At 69.4% G+C, this 19,044-nt stretch carries 17 protein-coding genes; 10 read left to right on the top strand and 7 right to left on the bottom strand.

Going from position 1 to position 19,044, the window contains the following annotated elements; genetic code table 11:
• Positions 1–201 precede the first annotated feature (201 nt).
• Positions 202–420, bottom strand: coding sequence for a hypothetical protein (locus N8A90_RS07400; RefSeq protein WP_262074038.1), 219 nt, complete (start codon positions 418–420; stop codon positions 202–204).
• 249 nt (positions 421–669) lie between these two features.
• Between N8A90_RS07400 and N8A90_RS07395 the strand changes: the two genes are divergently transcribed.
• Positions 670–1,074 carry a hypothetical protein gene (locus N8A90_RS07395; RefSeq protein ID WP_262074035.1) on the top strand — a complete coding sequence of 135 codons (405 nt, stop codon included), beginning with the start codon at positions 670–672 and terminating at the stop codon, positions 1,072–1,074.
• Between the two features lie 20 nt (positions 1,075–1,094).
• Here N8A90_RS07395 and ybaL read toward each other — a convergent pair whose 3' ends face one another.
• The 3 genes from ybaL to phbB all read right to left on the bottom strand — a co-directional run bounded on the left by ybaL (position 1,095) and on the right by phbB (position 5,381).
• Positions 1,095–2,786, bottom strand: a complete 1,692-nt coding sequence (ybaL, locus tag N8A90_RS07390; protein WP_262074034.1) for a YbaL family putative K(+) efflux transporter — start codon at positions 2,784–2,786, stop codon at positions 1,095–1,097.
• 140 nt (positions 2,787–2,926) lie between these two features.
• Positions 2,927–4,435 (bottom strand): anion permease, encoded by a 1,509-nt coding sequence (locus tag N8A90_RS07385; RefSeq protein ID WP_262074033.1) that lies wholly within the window; start codon positions 4,433–4,435, stop codon positions 2,927–2,929.
• Between the two features lie 208 nt (positions 4,436–4,643).
• Entirely contained in the window at positions 4,644–5,381 is a 738-nt protein-coding gene (gene phbB, locus N8A90_RS07380) for an acetoacetyl-CoA reductase (protein WP_262074032.1), read from the bottom strand.
• Between the two features lie 133 nt (positions 5,382–5,514).
• Here phbB and N8A90_RS07375 point away from each other — a divergent pair, with 133 nt between their 5' ends.
• Genes N8A90_RS07375 through N8A90_RS07350 form a run of 6 tightly spaced genes read left to right on the top strand, consistent with a single transcriptional unit; the run spans position 5,515 to position 10,668 of the window.
• A complete protein-coding gene (locus N8A90_RS07375) occupies positions 5,515–6,543 on the top strand; it encodes an ABC transporter ATP-binding protein (RefSeq protein ID WP_262074031.1) in 1,029 nt (342 codons plus the stop codon).
• Between the two features lie 41 nt (positions 6,544–6,584).
• Complete coding sequence (locus tag N8A90_RS07370) at positions 6,585–7,883, top strand: ABC transporter substrate-binding protein (protein ID WP_262074030.1); 1,299 nt, start codon at positions 6,585–6,587, stop codon at positions 7,881–7,883.
• A gap of 16 nt (positions 7,884–7,899) precedes the next feature.
• On the top strand, positions 7,900–8,796 hold the full coding sequence (locus tag N8A90_RS07365) for a carbohydrate ABC transporter permease (RefSeq protein WP_262074029.1): 897 nt from the start codon (positions 7,900–7,902) through the stop codon (positions 8,794–8,796).
• Positions 8,793–9,629, top strand: a complete 837-nt coding sequence (locus tag N8A90_RS07360; RefSeq protein ID WP_262074028.1) for a carbohydrate ABC transporter permease — start codon at positions 8,793–8,795, stop codon at positions 9,627–9,629. Before N8A90_RS07365 ends, N8A90_RS07360 begins: the two co-directional genes overlap by 4 nt.
• The gene (locus N8A90_RS07355; RefSeq protein WP_262074027.1) at positions 9,626–10,492 is read left to right on the top strand and encodes an endonuclease/exonuclease/phosphatase family protein; all 867 of its coding nucleotides are present in this window, start codon (positions 9,626–9,628) and stop codon (positions 10,490–10,492) included. Before N8A90_RS07360 ends, N8A90_RS07355 begins: the two co-directional genes overlap by 4 nt.
• An 11-nt stretch (positions 10,493–10,503) precedes the next feature.
• Positions 10,504–10,668, top strand: coding sequence for a hypothetical protein (locus N8A90_RS07350; protein WP_262074026.1), 165 nt, complete (start codon positions 10,504–10,506; stop codon positions 10,666–10,668).
• 43 nt (positions 10,669–10,711) lie between these two features.
• On the opposite strand, the gene N8A90_RS07345 is transcribed toward N8A90_RS07350, so the two are convergent.
• From N8A90_RS07345 to phnD, 3 genes are all read right to left on the bottom strand, one after another.
• Positions 10,712–11,521 (bottom strand): hemagglutinin repeat-containing protein, encoded by an 810-nt coding sequence (locus N8A90_RS07345; protein WP_262074025.1) that lies wholly within the window; start codon positions 11,519–11,521, stop codon positions 10,712–10,714.
• A gap of 198 nt (positions 11,522–11,719) precedes the next feature.
• Positions 11,720–12,838, bottom strand: coding sequence for a phosphate/phosphite/phosphonate ABC transporter substrate-binding protein (locus N8A90_RS07340; RefSeq protein ID WP_262074024.1), 1,119 nt, complete (start codon positions 12,836–12,838; stop codon positions 11,720–11,722).
• Positions 12,825–13,799, bottom strand: coding sequence for a phosphate/phosphite/phosphonate ABC transporter substrate-binding protein (phnD, locus tag N8A90_RS07335; RefSeq protein ID WP_410087651.1), 975 nt, complete (start codon positions 13,797–13,799; stop codon positions 12,825–12,827). Before phnD ends, N8A90_RS07340 begins: the two co-directional genes overlap by 14 nt.
• A gap of 206 nt (positions 13,800–14,005) precedes the next feature.
• Between phnD and N8A90_RS07330 the strand changes: the two genes are divergently transcribed.
• The 3 genes from N8A90_RS07330 (at position 14,006) to N8A90_RS07320 (ending at position 18,999) form a co-directional block, all read left to right on the top strand.
• Positions 14,006–15,925, top strand: coding sequence for a hybrid sensor histidine kinase/response regulator (locus tag N8A90_RS07330; protein WP_262074023.1), 1,920 nt, complete (start codon positions 14,006–14,008; stop codon positions 15,923–15,925).
• Between the two features lie 195 nt (positions 15,926–16,120).
• Positions 16,121–16,999 carry an ABC transporter substrate binding protein gene (locus N8A90_RS07325; RefSeq protein WP_262074022.1) on the top strand — a complete coding sequence of 293 codons (879 nt, stop codon included), beginning with the start codon at positions 16,121–16,123 and terminating at the stop codon, positions 16,997–16,999.
• The gene (locus N8A90_RS07320; protein WP_262074021.1) at positions 16,996–18,999 is read left to right on the top strand and encodes an ATP-binding protein; all 2,004 of its coding nucleotides are present in this window, start codon (positions 16,996–16,998) and stop codon (positions 18,997–18,999) included. The genes N8A90_RS07325 and N8A90_RS07320 overlap by 4 nt, the downstream gene beginning before the upstream one ends.
• Positions 19,000–19,044 lie beyond the last annotated feature (45 nt).

Here is a 19,044-nt window from a genome sequence, read left to right as displayed (position 1 = left end):
GCCTGCCGCGATGACGGCGCCGGCTCCAGCCGGGAGAACTGCGGCGAGTACGTCGCCCCCTGTATTGCGCATTGGCCCAGACGCCTCCAAACCCCGCGAACAGCAACATGGTTCGCGACCGGAGAGTCAGTCTAGAAGTGCAAAGCGCGCTTCACCAGCGATCTGACGATCGCTTGGAATCAGGGGTGTTTCGAGCCGCGGTCAGTCGCGCGGGCCGTGGTTGCCGAACATGCGGCGCATCGCGGCGAGCCCGGCCACCAGCGCGTTGGCATACGTGGCGTAGGGGTCGGCGGAGGACTCGACGGGGAGGTAGGGCAGCGCCTCTTCCATGGCGTAGTCGGTGGCTTCCATCAGGACCCAGTAGAACTCGCCATCCTCGAGCTCGTGCACCGTCAACGCGATGTTTCGCAATGGGGACATGGGCTGGGGGAGTGATGGATCAAGAGCACCCGCGCATCGTATGCACGGCGCCTGAAAACGCCTGCGGAGAAAGTCACGGTCTATTACAAATGTCAATCGATGCCATTGAAATGCCTGTCGTTGTCGACAACAACGGGCATTTTGCACACATGGCTCGCTTGTTTCTCCCTACACCGCCGCGCACCGCGGGCGGCCTACGCTCGCAGCGCTCGAAGCACCCTGTGAACCATTGCGATGGAGAAACGCGCCATGAGAAATTTTTCGCTCGACCCCAGCATGACGGCCACCATCGGCGGCGCCTTCTATCCCACGGGTTATTCCATGGTGATGTTTCCCGACCCCGACGATGCCAGGCAGGTGGGCCGGCAATTGGTCGAGAAGGGTTTCAGCGCCGACGCGATCTACCTGATTCCGCCGGATATCCTGCTGTCGCAGATCACCCCGACCGCCAGCGACGCCGACAACCCGCTGCCGAGCGCCGGCACCGAAGGGGCGACGGTCCGCGCCTACACCAAGCTCGCCCGGGAGGGCCATGCGGCACTGCTGGTGAAGACCGAGGACGAGGAAGCCGCCGAACGGCTGATGGCGGTCGTGCGCACGGTGCCCTACTCCATCGCGCAGCGCTACCGGATGCTGGTGATCGAGGACCTCTGAGCGGCAACCGCGCCGCCCGCTCACGCCGGCCTTGCCCGCCGCACCACGTCGCGCGCCATGGCCTGCGCCAGTTCGTGCTCGCCGAGGAAGACCGTCACGGCGGCTTCCTGCGTCAGCAGCCGCGCCTCGTCCTCGTTGTGGCTGCGGATGACCGTTTCGATATCGGGGTTGAGCGTTCGCGCCGTCTCGACCATCTGCCGCACGTTCATGGCATCGGGGGCAGCGATGACCAGCACGCGCGCCCGTGCAATGTGCGCCTGGATCAGCACGGCAGGCTCCGAGGCATCGCCCCACACCGCGGCCACGCCCTCGGCGCGCAGCTTCTCGACCAGCTCGCGGTTCTGCTCGGCCACCACGAAAGGGATGTGGTGTGCCGTGAGCGCCGCGGCGATGCGCCGGCCGACCCGCCCGTAGCCCACCAGCACCACCTGGCGCGACAGGTAGCGCGCCTCGGTCGTCGTCGGCAGTTCGGCCAGCGGATCGTCACGCGCCTGGAGGCCGCGCGCGAAGGACGAATGGGCATGCAGCCACTTCTGCAGGGGCGCGATCAGGCTGAACCACAGCGGGTTGGTGGCGATGGAGATCAGCGCGCCGGCCAGGACCAGGCTCTGGCCTTCGGCCGGCATCAGCTTCAGCGACACGCCCAGCCCCACCAGGATGAAGGAAAACTCGCCGATCTGCGCCAGGCTGGCGCTCACCGTCAGCGCGGTGTTCAGCGGGTAGCGGAAGGCCAGCACCAGCACGCAGGCGGCGATCGACTTGCCCACCACGATGACCAGCACCACCGCCAGCACCTGCAGCGGCCGCTCGATCAGCACGGCCGGGTTGAACAGCATGCCGACGGAGACGAAGAAGAGCACGGCGAAGGCGTCGCGCAGCGGCAGCGATTCCTCGGCGGCGCGCTGACTGAATTCGGATTCGCGCATCACCATGCCGGCGAAGAAGGCGCCCAGCGCGAAGGACACGCCGAAGAGCGCCGCCGATGCGAAGGCGATGCTCACAGCGGCGGCCACCACGCACAGCGTGAACAGCTCGCGCGAGTTGGTGCGGGCGACCTGCCAGAGGATCCACGGGAAGGCGCGCCGGCCGACCACCAGCATCAGCGCCACGAAGCCGCCGACCTGCAGCAGCGTGACGCCCAGCGTGGTCCAGATCGCGCCGGCGTCGGCACCCTCGGCCGAGCCGCCCAGCGTGCTGGCCAGCGGCGGCAGCAGCACGAGCACCAGCACCATGGCCAGGTCCTCGACGACCAGCCAGCCCACGGCGATGCGCCCGGTGTAGGAATCGAGCAGCCCCAGGCTCTCCAGCGCGCGCAGCAGCACCACCGTGCTGGCCACCGACAGCGCCAGCCCGAACACCAGCGCAGCGCCCACCGGCCAGTCCCACCAGAGCGCCAGCGAGCCGCCCATCAGCGTGGCCACGGCGATCTGCACCAGCGCGCCGGGTACGGCGATCTTGCGGACGGCCAGCAGGTCGTCGAGCGAGAAATGCAGGCCGACGCCGAACATCAGCAGCATCACGCCGATCTCGGCGAGCTGCGCGGCGATGCCGGCGTCGGCCACGAAGCCGGGCGTGAACGGCCCGATGATCACGCCCGCGAGCAGGTAGCCCACCAGCGCCGGCAGGCGGATGCGCACCGCCAGGAAGCCGAGCACGAGCGCGAGGCCCAGGCCGGCCGCGATGGTGTTGATCAGGGAAACGCTGTGGGGCATCCGGGGGGGCGCTGGGCGGTCGAGAGGGCGGAAATCCGGGGCGCTTGCCGCCGATGCCGGCGGCAAGAGGCTGCCGTGACTTTAGCGTCCATCGCGCCGGCGCCCCGCGCGCCGGCAGAAAACCCCATCGCCCGGCCCGCTCACCAGAAACCCAGAACCTTCCACCAGGCCGTGCCGACGACGGCGAAGACGAGCAGCTCGACCACGCACATCACGAAACCCACACGCCACCACAGGCCCATCGTGACGTAGCCGCTGCCGAAGATGATCGGCGACGTGCCGGTGGCGTAGTGCGTCAGCGTCATCATGATGGCCGAGCCGGCCGTCATCATCAGCATGAAGGGCACCACGTAGGCGGCCGGAATCAGCTGCGCACCGACGCCCAGGAACGCGAGCAGCATCGCGCTGACATGCGCCGTGGTACTGGCGAACAGGTAGTGAGAGAACACGAAGACCAGCACCAGGATTGCGGCGATCGGCGGCCAGCCCATGCCGCTGGTGACGATGGCGCCCTTCATGCCTTGGGAGAACCAGGCGATCACGCCGACCTTGTTCAACTGCTCGGCCAGCATCACCAGTGCGCCGAACCAGATCAGGGTGTCCCACGCGCTCTTCTCGGACAGCACGTCGTCCCAGTCGATGGTGCCGGTGATGATCAGCACGAACAGGCCGACGAAGGCGACCACCGTCGGGTCGAGCGTGAAGGCGGGGCCGAACAGCATCGCCGGCACGTTCGCCCACAGCACCAGCAACAGAGCGAAGGTGCCCAGCATGACTTTCTCGCGGGGCGCGAGCGGCCCCATCGTCGCGAGTTCGGCGCGCGCGTAGGTCACGGCGTCCGGCGTGGCCTTCAGCTCGGGTGGCGACAGCAGGTAGATCACCAGCGGCATCACGAGCAGGCAGACGAGGCCGGGCAGGACCATGCACAGCGCCCAGGTCGTCCAGGACAGATGGAAGCTCTGGTGGGTCGCCTTGGCGACGTAGTCCACCACCAGCGGGTTGGGGGCCGTCGCCGTCAGGAACATGGCCGACGTGATCGGATTGGCGTGGTAGTTGACCAGCGCCAGGTAGGTGCCGACCTTGCCCTGCGTGCCCTTGGCCGGGTCCGAGTCGAAGGCCGTCGCGATGGACTTCATGATCGGATGCACGATGCCGCCGCCGCGCGCCGTGTTGCTGGGCGTGAAGGGCGCCAGCACCAGCTCGCAGATGGCCAGGCCGTAGCCGATGCCGATCGTGCGCTTGCCCAGCAGCGAGATGAAGATCAGGCCGATGCGGCTGCCCAGGCCGGTTTTCTTCAGCCCGCGCGAGATCAGGATCGCGACCACGATCAGCCAGATCAGCGGGCTGGAAAAGCTGCCCAGCGCATCGGTGATCGCACCTTTGGACGAGGTCGAGGTGACCTGCGTCAGCGAGACGATCACGATGGCCATCATCGCCATGACGCCGATGGGCATGACCTTGAGGATGATCGCCACGATCGTGGTCAGGAAGATCGCCACCAGGCGCCAGGCATCGGGCGTGAGCCCGTCGGGGCGGGGAATCAGCAGGAGCGTCGCCAGCACGGCGGTGGCGATCAGCGCGGGGACCAGTTTGAAAGGCACCGCTTCGTTGAAGTAGCGCAATGCCGCCTTGAGACGGGTGTAGTTCATTCGATTCTTTCCGAAGTGCCGGCAGGCCAGCCACGTTCGGCGCTCCGTGTCGCCGGCGGGTACGTGCAATCTAGGTGTTAACCCGCGCCGCCGGTTGACCGGCGTCAACTCCCGTCGCCTTGGCGGCCGCGTCGGTCACCCTGGCGTTGTGGCAGCGACAAAAAGGAAAACCCGCCGCAGCGGGTTTTCGGCGACACCTCGGGCCGCGTCAATGCATGTGCAGGCCACCATTGACCGAGAAGTCGGCGCCGGTGGAGTAGCCGCCTTCGTCGGTCGCGAGCCACGAGATGATCGAGGCGATCTCGCTGGGCTTGCCCAGGCGCTTGACGGGGATGGTGGCGATGATCTTGTCGAGCACTTCCTGGCGGATCGCGTTGACCATGTCGGTGCCGATGTAGCCCGGGCTCACGGTGTTGACCGTCACGCCCTTGTTGGCCATTTCCTGCGCCAGCGCCATCGTGAAGCCGTGCATGCCGGCCTTGGCTGCGGAGTAGTTGGTCTGGCCAGCCTGGCCCTTGGCGCCGTTGACCGAGCTGATGTTGATGATGCGGCCCCAGCCCTTTTCCACCATGTCGGCCACCACCTGCTTGGTGACATTGAACATGCTGTTGAGGTTGGTCTCGATGACGGCGCTCCAGTCCTCGGGCGTCATCTTGAGGAACATGCGGTCGCGGGTGATGCCGGCGTTGTTGACCAGCACGTCGATGCTGCCGTGTTCGGCCTTGGCCTTGCTGAAGGCGTCGACGGTCGAATTCCAGTCGCCGACATTGCCGACCGAGGCGTAGAAGTCGAAGCCCTGCGCCTTCTGCTCGGCCAGCCACTTGCCGTAGTCGCGCGTCGGGCCGCACCCGGCGATGACGGTGAAGCCGTCCTTGTGGAGGCGCTGGCAGATGGCGGTTCCGATTCCCCCCATGCCACCGGTGACGTAGGCGACTTTTTTGCTCATGAGTGTTCCTTGGATTGGTACGAGGCCTGGACAGGCCGAATCACTGTAGCGAAGTTTCTCACGGCCTCCGGCCCAGGAAAACACTGACCTGCAAGGGCAACACAACTGTCACATCTCGTTCCTACACTGCGGCATGTCTTCGATTGCCCTGAACGGGGTCGCCAAATCATGGGGCGACAGCACCGCGCTGCACGCCGTCAGCCTCCAGATCGCTTCCGGTTCCTTCTGCGTGCTTCTCGGCCCGTCGGGCTGCGGGAAATCCACCACGCTGCGCATCATCGCGGGGCTGGAGACGGCCACGCAGGGGCAGGTGTTGATCGATGACAAGGACGTGACGGATCTGCCGCCGGCGCAGCGCGGCATTGCGATGGTGTTCCAGAACTACGCCCTCTTCCCGCACCTGAGCGTGGCCGACAACATCGGCTTCGGCCTGTCGGTGCGCAAGGTGCCCGCCGCCGAAAGCGCCGAACGCCTGCGCAACGCCGCCGCCCTGCTCGGCCTCACGGCCCTGCTCGACCGCAAGCCCGGCCAGCTCTCCGGCGGCCAGCAGCAGCGCGTGGCGCTCGGCCGCGCGCTGGTGGCGCAGGCCAAGGTCTGCCTGATGGACGAGCCGCTCTCGAACCTCGACGCCCAGCTGCGCCAGGACATGCGGCGCGAACTGCGCGAGCTGCAGCAGAAGCTGGGCCTCACCGTCGTCTACGTCACGCACGACCAGACCGAGGCGATGAGCATGGCCGACCAGGTGGTGCTGCTGAACCAGGGCCGGGTCGAGCAGGCCGGCACGCCACGTGCGCTGTATGCGCGCCCGGCCACCACCTTCGCGGCGCGCTTCATCGGCACGCCGCCCATGAACCTCGTCGCGCTCGAAGCCGACGGCCGCATCGCCGGGAGCGATGTCGCGTCGGGCGCGCCGGCCGCGAAGGCCGTGCAGTTGGGCGTGCGCCCCGAGGCGATCACGCTCGCCGCCGACGGCATCCCCGCCGTGGTGCAGAGCGTCGAGTACCTGGGTGCCGACCTGGTGCTGCGCTGCGCCGTCGGCAGCGAAGTGCTGCTGGTGCGCGCCGCCGGCGGCCATGTGGCCACGCCAGGCGAGCGCGTGCACTTGCGCTGGTCGCCCGACGAGGCCCACGGCTTCGGCGCCGACGGCCGGCGCATCGATTGACCCACGAACACCCATTTTTCATCCGAGGAGAGAGTTCCACCATGCGACGCAACACCTTCGTCCAGACACTGGCCGCCACCGCCCTGCTCACCGGCTTTGCCGGATTCAGCGGCTTTGCGCAGGCCCAGGCCCCGGTCGACCTGCAGTTCTATTACCCGGTCGCCGTCGGCGGCCCGATCGCCAAGACCATCGACGGCTTCGCCGAGGGCTTCATGAAGGAGAACCCCGGCATCAAGGTCACGCCGATCTACGCCGGCACCTACCAGGAGACCATCGTGAAGGCGCTCACCGCGCACAAGTCGGGCACGCCGCCGGTCACCTCGGTGCTGCTGTCGACCGACATGTTCACGCTGATCGACGAAGACGCCATCGTGCCCTTCGACAACTTCGCCAAGACGCCCGAGGACAAGGCGTGGATGAACGGCTTCTACAAGGCCTTCATGGCCAACAGCCAGACCGGCGGCAAGACCTGGGGCATTCCGTTCCAGCGTTCGACCGTGGTCATGTACTGGAACAAGGAACTCTTCAAGGAAGCCGGCCTCGACCCGAACAAGGCGCCGACGACCTGGGCCGAGCTGAAGGACGCCGCCACCAGGCTGACGAAGAAGGACGCGAGCGGCAAGACCACGCAATACGGCATTCAGATTCCGTCGAGCGGCTTCCCGTACTGGCTGTTCCAGACGCTGACGACGCCCAATGACGCGATCCTCGCCAACGCGGCCGGCACGCAGGTCAAGTTCGACGACCCGAAGGTCATCGAGGCGCTGCAGTTCTGGGTCGACCTGGGCAAGGCCGGCATCCACCCGCCGGGCGTCGTCGAATGGGGTACTACGCCGAAGGACTTCTTCGAGAAGAAGGCCGCGATCATCTACACGACCACCGGCAACCTGACCAACATCAAGGCGAACGCCAAGTTCGACTTCGGCGTGGGCATGATCCCGGGCAACAAGCGCAAAGGCTCGCCGACCGGCGGCGGCAACTTCTACATCTTCAAGAAGTCCACGCCTGCCCAGCAGGAAGCCGCCTTCAAGTTCGCCAAGTGGGTGACGCAGCCCGAGCGCGCCGCGCAGTGGAGCATGGAGACCGGCTACGTCGCCGTGTCGCAGGCCGCCTACGACACGCCGACGCTCAAGAAGTACGGCCAGGACTTCCCGGCCGCGCTGGTGGCGCGTGACCAGCTGCCGGTGTCGGTGGCCGAGTTCTCGACGCACGACAACCAGCGCGTGACCAAGGCGCTGAACGACGGCCTGCAGGCCGCGCTGACCGGCACCAAGACGCCGGCGCAGGCCATGCAGGATGCGCAGAAGGAAGCGGATCGCATCCTGCGCGCGTACAAGTAAGCGGGTCACTTCGAGCATGCGCGGCAGTCCTTCGTCCCATCGCCAGAGCCACCCGGCCGGCCAGGCGTGGCTGCTGCTCATGCCCGCCCTGCTGGTGCTGATGGCCTTCACCCACTGGCCGGTCATCGGCACGCTGTGGCACAGCTTCCAGTCGACGCCCAAGGGCGGCAGGCCGGCGGTCTGGGTGGGCCTGGAGAACTACCAGGTCATGCGCGACGACCCGGTGTTCTGGAAGGCGCTCACAAACAACCTGTGGTTCGCCGGCGCCACCATCCCGCTGTCGATCGGCCTGGCGCTGGCGATGGCGCTGTGGGTCAACGAGCGCATCGCCGGGCGCACCTTCCTGCGCATGGCGTACTTCACGCCGACGGTGCTGCCGATGATCGCGGTCGCGAACATCTGGCTCTTCTTCTACACGCCGCAGTACGGGCTGCTCGAGCAGGTGAGCAGCGCGCTGGGCTTCGGCTCGCACAACTGGCTGGGCAGCCCGAGCACCGCGCTCGGCGCCGTCACGCTGGTGGCGGTGTGGAAGGAAGCAGGCTTCTTCATGATCTTCTACCTGGCCGCGCTGCAGTCGCTCAACCCGAGCCTGCGCGAGGCCGCCGCCATCGAGGGCGCTTCGCGCTGGTACTTCTTCCGCCGCGTGCAATGGCCGCTCTTGATGCCGACCACGCTCTTCGTGCTGATCAACTGCGTGATCAACGCCTTCCGCATGGTCGACCACCTCTTCGTGCTGACGCGCGGCGGGCCCGACAACGCGTCGACCCTGCTGCTCTACCACCTGTACGAGGTCGGCTTCAACTTCTGGGACACCGGCTACGCGTCGGCGCTCACCATGGTCATCATCGTCGTGCTGGTCGGCGCCACGCTGCTGCAGTTCTTCGTGCTCGACCGCCGGGTGCACTACCGATGATCCGCGCGCCGTCGCAACGCCTGGCGTACAACGCGCCGACCTGGCTCGACACGGTGGCCGCCTGGCTGCTCGCGTTGCTGTGGGTGCTGCCGCTGATCTACACCGTGTGGACCGCCTTCCACGCGCCCGAATACGCGGCGCGCTTCACCTGGAACGCGCCGCTCACGCTGGCCAACTTCGCCCGTGCGTGGGAAGCCGCGCCGTTCGCGCGCTACTTCCTCAACACCACGCTGCTGGTCGTGATGATCCTGGCGGCGCAACTGGTGCTCAGCACACTGGCCGCCTACGCCTTTGCACGCTACGAGTTCCGCGGCCGCGACATCGCCTTCTCGCTGGTGCTGGTGCAGCTCACGGTGATGCCTGACCTGCTGCTGGTCGAGAACTACCGCACCATGGCCAACCTGGGGCTGGTCGACAGCCTCTTCGCCATCGGCCTGCCCTACTTCGCCTCGGCGCTCGCCATCTTCCTGCTGCGCCAGACCTTCCTCGGAATCCCGAAGGAACTCGACGAGGCCGCGCGCATGGAAGGCGCCAGTGCCCTGCAGACGCTGTGGCGCGTCTACGTGCCGCTGGCCAGGCCGATCTACGTCGCCTTCGGGCTGGTGTCGGTGAGCTACCACTGGAACAACTTCCTCTGGCCACTGATCGTGACCAACAGCGTGCATGCGCGGCCGCTCACCGTCGGGCTGCAGGTGTTCTCGTCGGTCGACCAGGGCATCGACTGGTCGATCATCACGGCCGCCACGCTGATGACCTCGGCGCCGCTGCTGATCGCCTTCCTGCTGTTCCAGCGGCAGTTCGTCCAGAGCTTCATGCGCGCGGGGATCAAATGAAGCTCGTCACCTGGAACACCCAATGGTGCCGCGGCCTCGACGGCACCGTGAGCGTGCAGCGCATCGTCGACGGCGCGCGCGCGATGGCCGACTTCGACGTGCTGTGCCTGCAGGAAATCGCGCAGGGCTACGCCGACATGCCCGGCGGCCCCGGCGACCAACCGGCCGAGCTGCAGGCGCTGCTGCCGGGCTACCAGCTGTTCTTCGGGGCGGCGGTCGACGAGTTCGACGCCACCGGTCGCCGCATGCGCTTCGGCAACCTGATCGCCACGCGGCTGCCGGTGGCGCAGGTGCAGCACCACGCGCTCCCCTGGCCCGCTGATGCTGGCGTGCGCAGCATGCCGCGCATGTGCACGGTGGTCACGGTGCAGAGCCCGGCGCTCGGTGCGGTGCGGGTGATGACCACGCACCTCGAGTACTACTCCAAGACCCAGCGCATGGCGCAGGCCCGCGCGCTGCGCGAACTGCATATCGAGGCCTGCGGCCATGCCGCGGCACCACCGCTCGACGACGACAGCCGCTCGCCCTTCCAGACCAAGGTGCACACGCCGCACGCGATCCTATGCGGCGACTTCAACCTCGGCCCGACCGAGCCGGAGCACGCCGCGATCCAGCAGCCCTTCGGTACCGACGGCGCCGACGGCACCCAGCGCCTGCACGACGCCTGGCGCGTGCGCCACGGCGACGCGCCGCACGCGCCCACCTTCCGCCTGTTCGACCGCACCTACGGCCCCGAGCCGGTGGCCTGCGACTTCGTCTTCGTGAGCGAGGGGCTGGCGCCGCGGGTGCGCCGGATCGAGGTCGACCTGCAGACACAGGCGTCGGACCACCAGCCGGTGGTGGTGGAGTTCGGTCGGGACTGAGCCGCAGCACGATGGCGCGCCCTTCGGCGACGCACCCGTTGCTGCCGTCGCCGGTACGCACCTGCGCGTTGCCAGCAACACCCGAGATCCCCGATGTCGTGATGCTCGTGCTGCCGCTGCTCGCCTTTCCGGCGCCGACCGACGATGTGCTGTTGTACCCCGCCGCGACGCTGTAGCCCGACGCGTTGAACGTATCCACGTTGACCACATCGCTCATCGTCAGACTGCCCGTCGTGAAGCTGTTCTTGCCCCATCGACCGCCTGGTCCGTGCTCGCAATCACCCCACCTACAAGGTTGGTGTTGCCGACCACCTTCACATCGAAGCCACCGTCACCGGCCTGAATGCCGCTCTGCTCGGTCACGCTCGCGTAGCGGCCCTTGCCACCCGCGGTGTTCACGCTGCCCCCGGCCACCACCGGCGTGCCGTAGCACCAGAAGTAGCAGATGCTCGCGTCGAACCCTCCGCCGCTCTGGTTGGCTGTCGCCGTGCTGGTGTCTTGTTCGCTCTGGATGCGCAGGTCGCCGCCCACTTCGGCCTTGACCGTCTCGGCCTGGACCACCGCGCCGTCAAGCGTGGTGTTGCCGCCGCTCTTGATCGTGGCCATGTTCGCGGCTGTCACATAGGAGTTGACGTTCGTGCTGTCGCTGCCCGAGCCAGTGCCGCGGTTGCTGCCCGCAGCCAGGTCGATCGTCACGCCGTTCTGCGCACCGACGCTGTTGACGCCCTGCGTGCCCAGGCAGCGGCCGAGGGGGCTGTCGTCGTTCTGTTCACCGGCGGCTTCGGGCAGAAGCCATTGGAAGCCGTCGGCGTGTTCGCCGTCGAGCACCAGGCGATCGATGCGCAAGCACGGGGCTTCGGCGTCCGGCAGGCGTCCAGCGCCGCGCTCGGGGGCCGTGGGCAGGCGCACGTCGATGGCGCGCTCCTGCTGCTCGCGCAGGGCGCGTTCGCGGTCCTGCTGGCGCTGTTGCTCGATGAAGGGCTGGGGGGCGGAGGGGGCGGTCTGTGCGGCGGTGCCGCTGACAGCCACCAGGAGGCCGAGGGTTGCTGAGGTTCGGCGAAAAACACCGTGGCGAGCACAAAAAACGGACGAACTTTGAAGCGGCATTGCGGGCAAAAAGAAGCGACCCACGTCGCACCCGCGGAATTTTCTGGTTACATCTGAGAATTAATTGTCACCAATCATTGCCTGCATGGTCTATGCCGAGATTCTTCCAAAGATTGTGAATTAGTTGCAATTGAGCGCTGCAGGCTTTGAATTCTTTGGTTCGCACTTCTCCGCAACCGCCGCCCCACCCTCGCCTTTCAGCAAAGCAACCTGCCGCGCATGGGCCTGTTCGATGCGTTGAAGCCGCGCCTGCTTCGCTGCGTCGCTCACCCAGGCGGCGTTCATGGCACGCTGCCATGCCAGCTGGTATTCCAGCTCGGCCGCGGGCAGCAACGCGCTGTCATCCTCGGCCTGGTAGCCGAGCGTGGCGCGCAGCGCCTTGAGCACGTCGCGCTCGGCATCGCCACGCGGCCCGCTGGCGCGGCCATAGCCGCTGAGAAAGGCCTGGAGTCGCCGATGAAGTTCGGGGGAGCTGTCGCGTCGCATGACGATCTGCGCCGGCGGCGTGGGGGCCGATGTCCAGATCACCTGCAACCGCGCCGCCTCGATCGGGAACTGCTCGCGAAAGCGCTCCAGGTCGGTGGTGTTGTTGGTCGCCACGTCGGCGTCGCCGTTGGCGACGGCCAGCGCCGTGGCCTGGTGCGTGTCGATCAGTTCGCTGCGGAATGCCGTTTCGATGGCGATCCGGTTCGGCAGGAACAACTCCACCTGGGGCAGGATGAAGCCCGACACCGAACGGCTGTCGCCGCGGGCCAGGCGCCAGTGGCCGGGGTTGGCCAGCAGGTCGGCCAGGCGGGTGAACGCGCCGTCCTTGCGCACCAGCAGCACCGCGCGATGCTCCGGGTCGCCCTCGTGCCGCCGCACCTGCGCCAGCACGCGCATGCGCCGCTGCAGGACCGCATCGAGCGCCATCTTGGCGGTGAGCATGGCGATGTCGACCTCGTCGCGCTGGAGCGCCTGGCCGAGCGATTCATACGAGGTGACCGAGAAGCCCGTGACCGGCCGCCCGATGGCGCGACTCATGTCGGCCAGCAGCGGTGCCCACCGGTCGCGCGACTCGACCGCGCCGCCGAAGGGCAGGATGCCGAAGCGCAACGGGGCCGACGACGCGCGCTGGCGTGCGCTGCCCTGCGCCCACGCGGTGCCGGCCCACGCCAGCGACAACGCGGCGGCGCATCGGCACAACGCGATGCGCCGGGATGCCGTGCTGCGCGACGCCGGCCCGCTAGCGCTCGGCACGCAAGGCCTCCCGCTGCTCCGCATAGGTGCTCTCGATGCGCTGCAGGCGCGCCTGCCTGGCCGCTTCGTTGACCCACTGCGCGGTGTTCGCGTTCTGCCTGGCCAGCTGGTAGGCCAGCGTCGCCGCGGGCAGCAGCGAGCTGTTGTCGGCCGCCACGAAGCCCGCCAGATCGTGCAGGGCCTTGAGGTAGGCGCGCTCGGCATCGCCGCGCGGGCCCTTGCTGCGCGCGTAGTCGACCAGGAAGGCCTCCACCTTGCGCCGGAACTCCGGCGGATCGTCGCGCCGCACCACGATCTGCGCATGCGGAATGAGGTCCGACGCCCAGATGACCTGCAGCCGCGCGGCCTCCGACGGGAACTGCAACTGGAAGCGCTCGAAGTCGGCCGAGTTGTTCGTGGCGACATCGGCCTCGCCGTTGGCCACGGCCAGCGCGGTGAACTGGTGGGTGCCCACCACCTCGCTCAGGAAGCGGGTCTCCATCGCGATGTGGTTCGGCAGGAAGAGCTGCAGCTGCGGCACGATGAAGCCCGAGACCGAGCGGCTTTCGCCGCGCGCCAGGCGCCAGCGCTCCGGCTCGGCGAGCAGCCCCTTGAGCGTGCTGAAGGGACCGGTCTTGCGGGTCAGCAGCAGCGCCCGGTAGCCCGGCAGGCCATCGTGCCGCGTGACCTGGGCCACCACGCGCATGCCGCGCTGGGTGACGGCGTCGAGCGCCATGCGGCCCGACAGGAAGGCCATGTCGACCTCGTTGCGCTGGATCGCCTGCTCCAGCGCCTCGTACGACGTGACCGACAGCACGCTGATCGGCCGCCCGACGGCACGGCTGAGATCGGCCAGCACCGGGTCCCAGTCGTTGCGCGATTCGAAGGCGCCGCCCAGCGGCAGGATGCCGAAGCGCAGCGGCGCCGCCGCGCTGCCGCCCTGTGCCTGCGCAGCCCCCTGGCACGCCAGCGCCAGCAGCAGGCCGAACAGCACGCGCCACAGCCCCGACGAGCCGTCGCGGCGGCCCACAGAGGTCGTGAAACAGAGGCAATCTGCAGACATCGGGTGGGAAGACAGGTCCGCCGAAAGGCAGACTGGTCATGGAAGAGTCTCAGGAACACAATTAGAAACCAACTCTGCGCCAGATTTGTGAGCTTTTTCACTGCGTCATGGCCGCCGTGCATCCATTGAACACGGAAACCGCCCCGGGAGGCCCGCACCCGCCACCCTGGCACTGGCGCGTCCTGCATTGCCTGACGCGGCTGTCGCTGGCGCAACAGCTGATCCTGCTGGCGGTGCTGCCGGCCACCGTGGCGACGCTGGCCGCGATCGCCGTGCTCACACGCCAGCACCTGGACAACGTGACGGAACTGATGCGTGCCAACGCCCAGACGGTGGCCCTGCAGGTGGCCACCGTGGCCCAGGGGCCGCTGATGCACATGGACCGCCGGGCGCTGCTGCGCATCGCGCAGTCGGGCACGTACCAACCCCATGTGCAGCAGGTGCAGATCTGGTCGGACGACGGCGAGATCGTCGCCAATTCCGAAACCACCGACCGCGCCCGCACCCAGGGGCTGCAGGTGGTGGTGCCGGTGCCGGCCGACGACGGCCGCCGCGCCGGGCAGGTGATGGTCGAGATCAGCCTCGACGCGGTGGAGCGCGCGCGGCGCTCGGTCGGCATCAACGTGAGCCTGGTGCTGGCGGCGGCGCTGTTCGGCGTGGGCCTGTCGGGCTGGTGGGCCGCCCGCCGCATCAGCGCCCCCATCGGCGCGCTGGGAGAAGCGGTCGACCGCCTGGGCGCGGGTGAGGAAGCGAGCGTTGCGGTCGAGGGCACGGCCGAGGTGCGGCGCCTGCAGAGCGGCTTCAACCAGGCGGCCGGCGCGCTGGCCGAGAGCCGGCGCCTGATGGAAAGCCGCATCGCCGACGCCACCGCCGAACTCGCGCGCAAGAACCAGCAGCTCGAGGTGGCGAGCCAGGCCAAGACCCGCCTGCTGGCCGCGGCCAGCCACGACCTGCGCCAGCCGCTGCACGCGCTCACGCTGTTCTCCGACGGCCTGGCCAACGGCGAGACCGACCCGGTGCGGCTGCAGCGCATCGGCCATATCCGGCAATGCGTGGAATCGCTCGACCGGCTGTTCTCCGAGCTGCTGAATCTGTCGCAGCTCGACGCCGGCGTGCTGCAGCCGCAGTGGTCGGACTTCCCGCTCGACCGGCTGTTCGACGAAATCAGCCGCAACTTCCGCGCGGTGGCCGAGGCGCAGAACCTGCGGCTGGTGGTGCGCAAGACCGACGTCTGGGTGCGCTGCGACTACGTGATGCTCTCGCGCATCCTCAACAACCTGGTGTCGAACTCGCTGCGCCACACCCACGAAGGCGGGGTGCTGGTCGGCGCGCGGCTGCGCGGCAACGGCGTGCGCATCGAGGTGCTCGACACCGGCGTGGGCATCGCGCCGCAGCATCAGGCGCGGGTGTTCGAGGAGTTCTTCCAGATCGATGCGCACAGCCGGCCCGGCGAGCGCGGCGCCCGCGGCATGGGGCTGGGCCTGGCCACGGTGCAGCGGCTCGCCGGCTTGCTCAACACCTGCGTCGAGCTCAGCTCGCGGCCGGGTCGCGGCACCAGCGTGCGCGTGCTCGTGCGCCGCATCGCGCCGGTGCTCGCGCCACCGGCGATCGCGGCGCCCGGCCTCGTCGAAGAGGCCGAGCCCTGCCTGCACGGCGTGCGCGTGCTGGTCATCGACGACGAGCGCAGCATCCTCGAAGGCCTGCAGGTCGCGCTGTCGAGCTGGGGCGCCGAGGTGATGGCCGCGCAGAGCCGCGCCGAGGCGCTGGCGCTGGCCGACACCTGGACGCATCCACCCGACGTGGTGGTGAGCGACCTGCTCCTGCAGGGCGGCGACAACGGCCTGGACGTGCTGGCCGCGCTGGAACGCCACCCGCGCGGCATCGGTGACGGCACCGCACGCCTGCTGGTGACCGGCGAGACCAAGCCCGACCGGCTGCGCGAAGTGGCGGCGTCAGGCGTGGCCGTGCTCTACAAGCCGGTCTCACCCCGGGTGCTGCGCCAGGCGATGCACGCGCAGCTGGCCCGCGTGCGGCAGCCCCTCTGAGGCCTGCGCCCCCGTTGGCCGGCGCGCCCCCCGGCTATGGCGTTCGCGCTAGGCCGATCGGCCGACCGCCTGTGCACCACTTCACCATGCAGACCGGTGCCGGGCATCGACATAAGCCCTCTGCCTTATCGCGCTGCGAGAGCGGGCTCCGTACAGTGGGCCGTCCCCCTCTTCGCTGCGCATGCAGCCCCTTTCGTGACGCTTCTTCTCCCCTGCCTCCGCGCGTTGCGCATGGCCCTGTGGTGCCTGGTGCCGGCGTGCACTGCCCTGTCCGCGAGCCACGCGATGGCGGCCGGCCTCACCGTGCTGCTGGCCGACGACTCGGCGCCGCACGCCGAGTTCGCGCGCCACATGCGCGACACGGTCGACGATGCGCCCATCACCGTCGCCGTCGGCATGGCCGCGGCGCGTGCGGCCATCGACCGCCCGGGCGCCGAGCCGCTGTTGCTGGCGATGCTGACCCAGCTCGACTACGAACGCCTGCGCGGCGACCCCGGCCTGCTGCGCGCCGACCGCCGCGTCGGCGTGCTGCTGCGCGACCCGGCGATGGCCGACCAGCTGGCGCTGATCGACGCGGTGCTGCCGCAGAAGCGGCGCCTCGGCGTGGTCGCGACCGCTGAATCCGGACCGCTGGTGCGCGAACTCGAGCGCGCCGCCGCGGGCTGGGACCTGAAGGTGCAGTACGCCCCCAGCCCGACGGCGCTGGCCGCCGCGCTGCGCCTGGTGGTGGCCCGCAGCGACGCGCTGATGGTACTGCCCGACCGCATCGGCGACAGCCAGGCCGCGACGCTGGCCGTGCTGCACGCCGGCGCGGGCGCCACGCTGCCGGTGTTCGGCACGAGCGACGGGCTGGTGCGTTCGGGCGGGCTCGCGGCGGCGGTGTCGACGCCGACCCAGCTGGCGGCGCAGGCGCGCGCCTTCATGCAGAAGCTCAAGCGCGGCACCGGGGGCGTCGTGCTGGTGGAGGCGGCCACGCCGGCCACCGTGCGCGTCAACACCACGGTGGCGCGCGGACTGGGCCTGCGCCTGCCCGACGAACGCGAACTGACCGAACGGGTGACGGCGCCGCGATGATGCGCACCAGCAGCCGCCTCCTGCCACCGGTGCGACTGCCGTTGCGCGCGATGGTCGACAGCCCGTCCGAACGCGCATCGCTGCCCGAAACCGTACCGCCGCTGCAGGTGCGCGGCAGCCTGCGGCGCGACCTGCTGCGCCTGGGCATCGGCCCCTGTGCCGTGCTGGCCCTGGCCCTGACGGCCTGGTTCACGCACGGCCGGCTCGCCACGCTCGACGCGGCCTTCGACGCCGAAGGCCAGGCCGTCGCACGGCAGGCGGCGGCGATGTCCGACCTGAGCCTCTACGCGGGCGACCTGCCCGCCCTGCAGAACGTGGCCAACGCCGCGCTGCGCGGCGGCCAGGTGGCGCGCATCGAGATCAGCAACAGCGCCGGCGTGTACGTCACGGCCGGCCCGCCGGCCACCGCTGCCCGCGGCAGTGGCGCGCTTCGGGTGTTCACTGCACCGGTCACGCTGCGCGAAGCCTCGCGCGCCAGCGCCTTCGCGCCCGACGGCGCCACCGCCGGCGCCACACCCATCGGCGTGGTGCAGGCCTTCCGCGACTCGACCGCACACGGGCGCGAACGCACCCGGTCGCTGATGGCCGGCATCGGCATCGCGCTGATCGCGCTGCTGGCCGCCTGGGCGGCGGTGCGGCACATGGCCCGCGCCGTGGCCCAGCCGCTGCGCCGCATCTCGCGCACCGTGGCCGCGCTGGAAGCCGGGCATTTCGAGGCGCGCTGCGACGTGGTCGGCGACCCCGCCGCGCTGCGGGCGCAGCCGACCGGCCGGCACGAACTCGCCGCGCTGGCCGGCGACATCAACCGCCTGGCCGAGCGGCTCCAGCACAACCAGCAGGTCAGCGAAGAGCGCGTGCGCGAAGCCACGGCCGTGGCCCTGCAGCGCATGGCCGAAGCCGAACAGGCCGCCCTGTCGCGCGCCCGTTTCCTCGCCGCCGCCAGCCACGACCTGCGCCAGCCGCTGCATGCGATGGGCCTCTTCATCGACGGCCTGCTGCCGAGCGCGAGCCCGGCGCAGCGCCCGGCCGTGCTGCGCCTGCAGGAAGGCACCGCCTTCATGGGCGTGCTGCTCGACGACCTGCTGGAGATCTCGCGGCTCGACGCGCAGGTGCTCACGCCGGCCATCACCGGGCTGTCGCTCGCCGCGCTGTTCGACCCCATCGCCGCGCAGCACGCCGCCGCGGCCGCCGAGGCGCAGGTGCGGCTGCTTTGGGACGACCGCGGCCTGGCCGTGCGCAGCGATGCGGCGCTGCTGCAGCGCATCGTCGGCAACCTCGTGAGCAATGCGATCCGCCACGCGCCGCCCGGCGGCACCGTGCTGGTGACGGCGCGGCGGCGGGCCGGCGGCGTGCGCATCGAGGTGCGCGACAACGGCATGGGCATCGCGCCCATCCACCAGGCGCGGATCTTCGAGGAGTTCTACCAGGTGGCCAACACCGAGCGCGACCGCCGCCAGGGCTTCGGCCTGGGGCTGGCGATCTGCGCACGCATCGCGGCCCTGCTGGGCACGCGCATCACGCTGCGCTCGGCCCTGCAGGCCGGCAGCACCTTCGCGCTGCTGCTGCCCGAAGTCCCGCTCGCCCACGTCGCGCCGCCAGCGCCCGAACCGGCGGCACCGGCCCCCATGGCGGGCCTGCGCTGCCTGGTGGTCGACGACGACCCGGCCATCCTCGACGGCAGCCGTGCGCTGCTCACGCAATGGGGCTGCCACGTCGACACGGCCGACTCGGCGGCCGCCGCCATCGCCTGCCTCGACGCACCCGGCGTGGCGTACGACGCCGTGCTGTGCGACCTGCAACTGGCCGACGAGGACGACGGCCTGACCGTCATCGACGCCGCCCGCCGGCTGCAGCCCGGCGCGCTGTCGGTGCTGGTCTCGGGCGCCACCGGCCCCGAAGTGCTGCAACGCATCCGCCACGGCGGCATGACGCTGCTGACCAAGCCGGTCGCGCCGGCCAAGCTGCGGGCGCTGCTGTCGACGCGGCGGCGGGTGGGGTGAGCTGCCGGCCGGGCACACTCGCCCGCCATGCCGTTCACTTCCGAA

The sequence above is a fragment of the Variovorax sp. N23 genome (assembly GCF_025486315.1).
Lineage (GTDB): Bacteria > Pseudomonadota > Gammaproteobacteria > Burkholderiales > Burkholderiaceae_C > Variovorax.
This window is presented reverse-complemented; position numbering and strand designations above follow the sequence as displayed.

Coding starts and splice junctions, on each gene's coding strand:
- ybaL (WP_262074034.1), bottom strand. CDS start 2,786: ATGCCCCACAGCGTTTCCCTGATCAACACCATCGCGGCCGGCCTGGGC.
- N8A90_RS07350 (WP_262074026.1), top strand. CDS start 10,504: ATGGCGCGCCCTTCGGCGACGCACCCGTTGCTGCCGTCGCCGGTACGC.
- N8A90_RS07320 (WP_262074021.1), top strand. CDS start 16,996: ATGATGCGCACCAGCAGCCGCCTCCTGCCACCGGTGCGACTGCCGTTG.
- N8A90_RS07365 (WP_262074029.1), top strand. CDS start 7,900: ATGCGCGGCAGTCCTTCGTCCCATCGCCAGAGCCACCCGGCCGGCCAG.
- N8A90_RS07385 (WP_262074033.1), bottom strand. CDS start 4,435: ATGAACTACACCCGTCTCAAGGCGGCATTGCGCTACTTCAACGAAGCG.
- N8A90_RS07355 (WP_262074027.1), top strand. CDS start 9,626: ATGAAGCTCGTCACCTGGAACACCCAATGGTGCCGCGGCCTCGACGGC.
- N8A90_RS07375 (WP_262074031.1), top strand. CDS start 5,515: ATGTCTTCGATTGCCCTGAACGGGGTCGCCAAATCATGGGGCGACAGC.
- N8A90_RS07370 (WP_262074030.1), top strand. CDS start 6,585: ATGCGACGCAACACCTTCGTCCAGACACTGGCCGCCACCGCCCTGCTC.
- N8A90_RS07360 (WP_262074028.1), top strand. CDS start 8,793: ATGATCCGCGCGCCGTCGCAACGCCTGGCGTACAACGCGCCGACCTGG.
- N8A90_RS07400 (WP_262074038.1), bottom strand. CDS start 420: ATGTCCCCATTGCGAAACATCGCGTTGACGGTGCACGAGCTCGAGGAT.
- phbB (WP_262074032.1), bottom strand. CDS start 5,381: ATGAGCAAAAAAGTCGCCTACGTCACCGGTGGCATGGGGGGAATCGGA.
- N8A90_RS07395 (WP_262074035.1), top strand. CDS start 670: ATGAGAAATTTTTCGCTCGACCCCAGCATGACGGCCACCATCGGCGGC.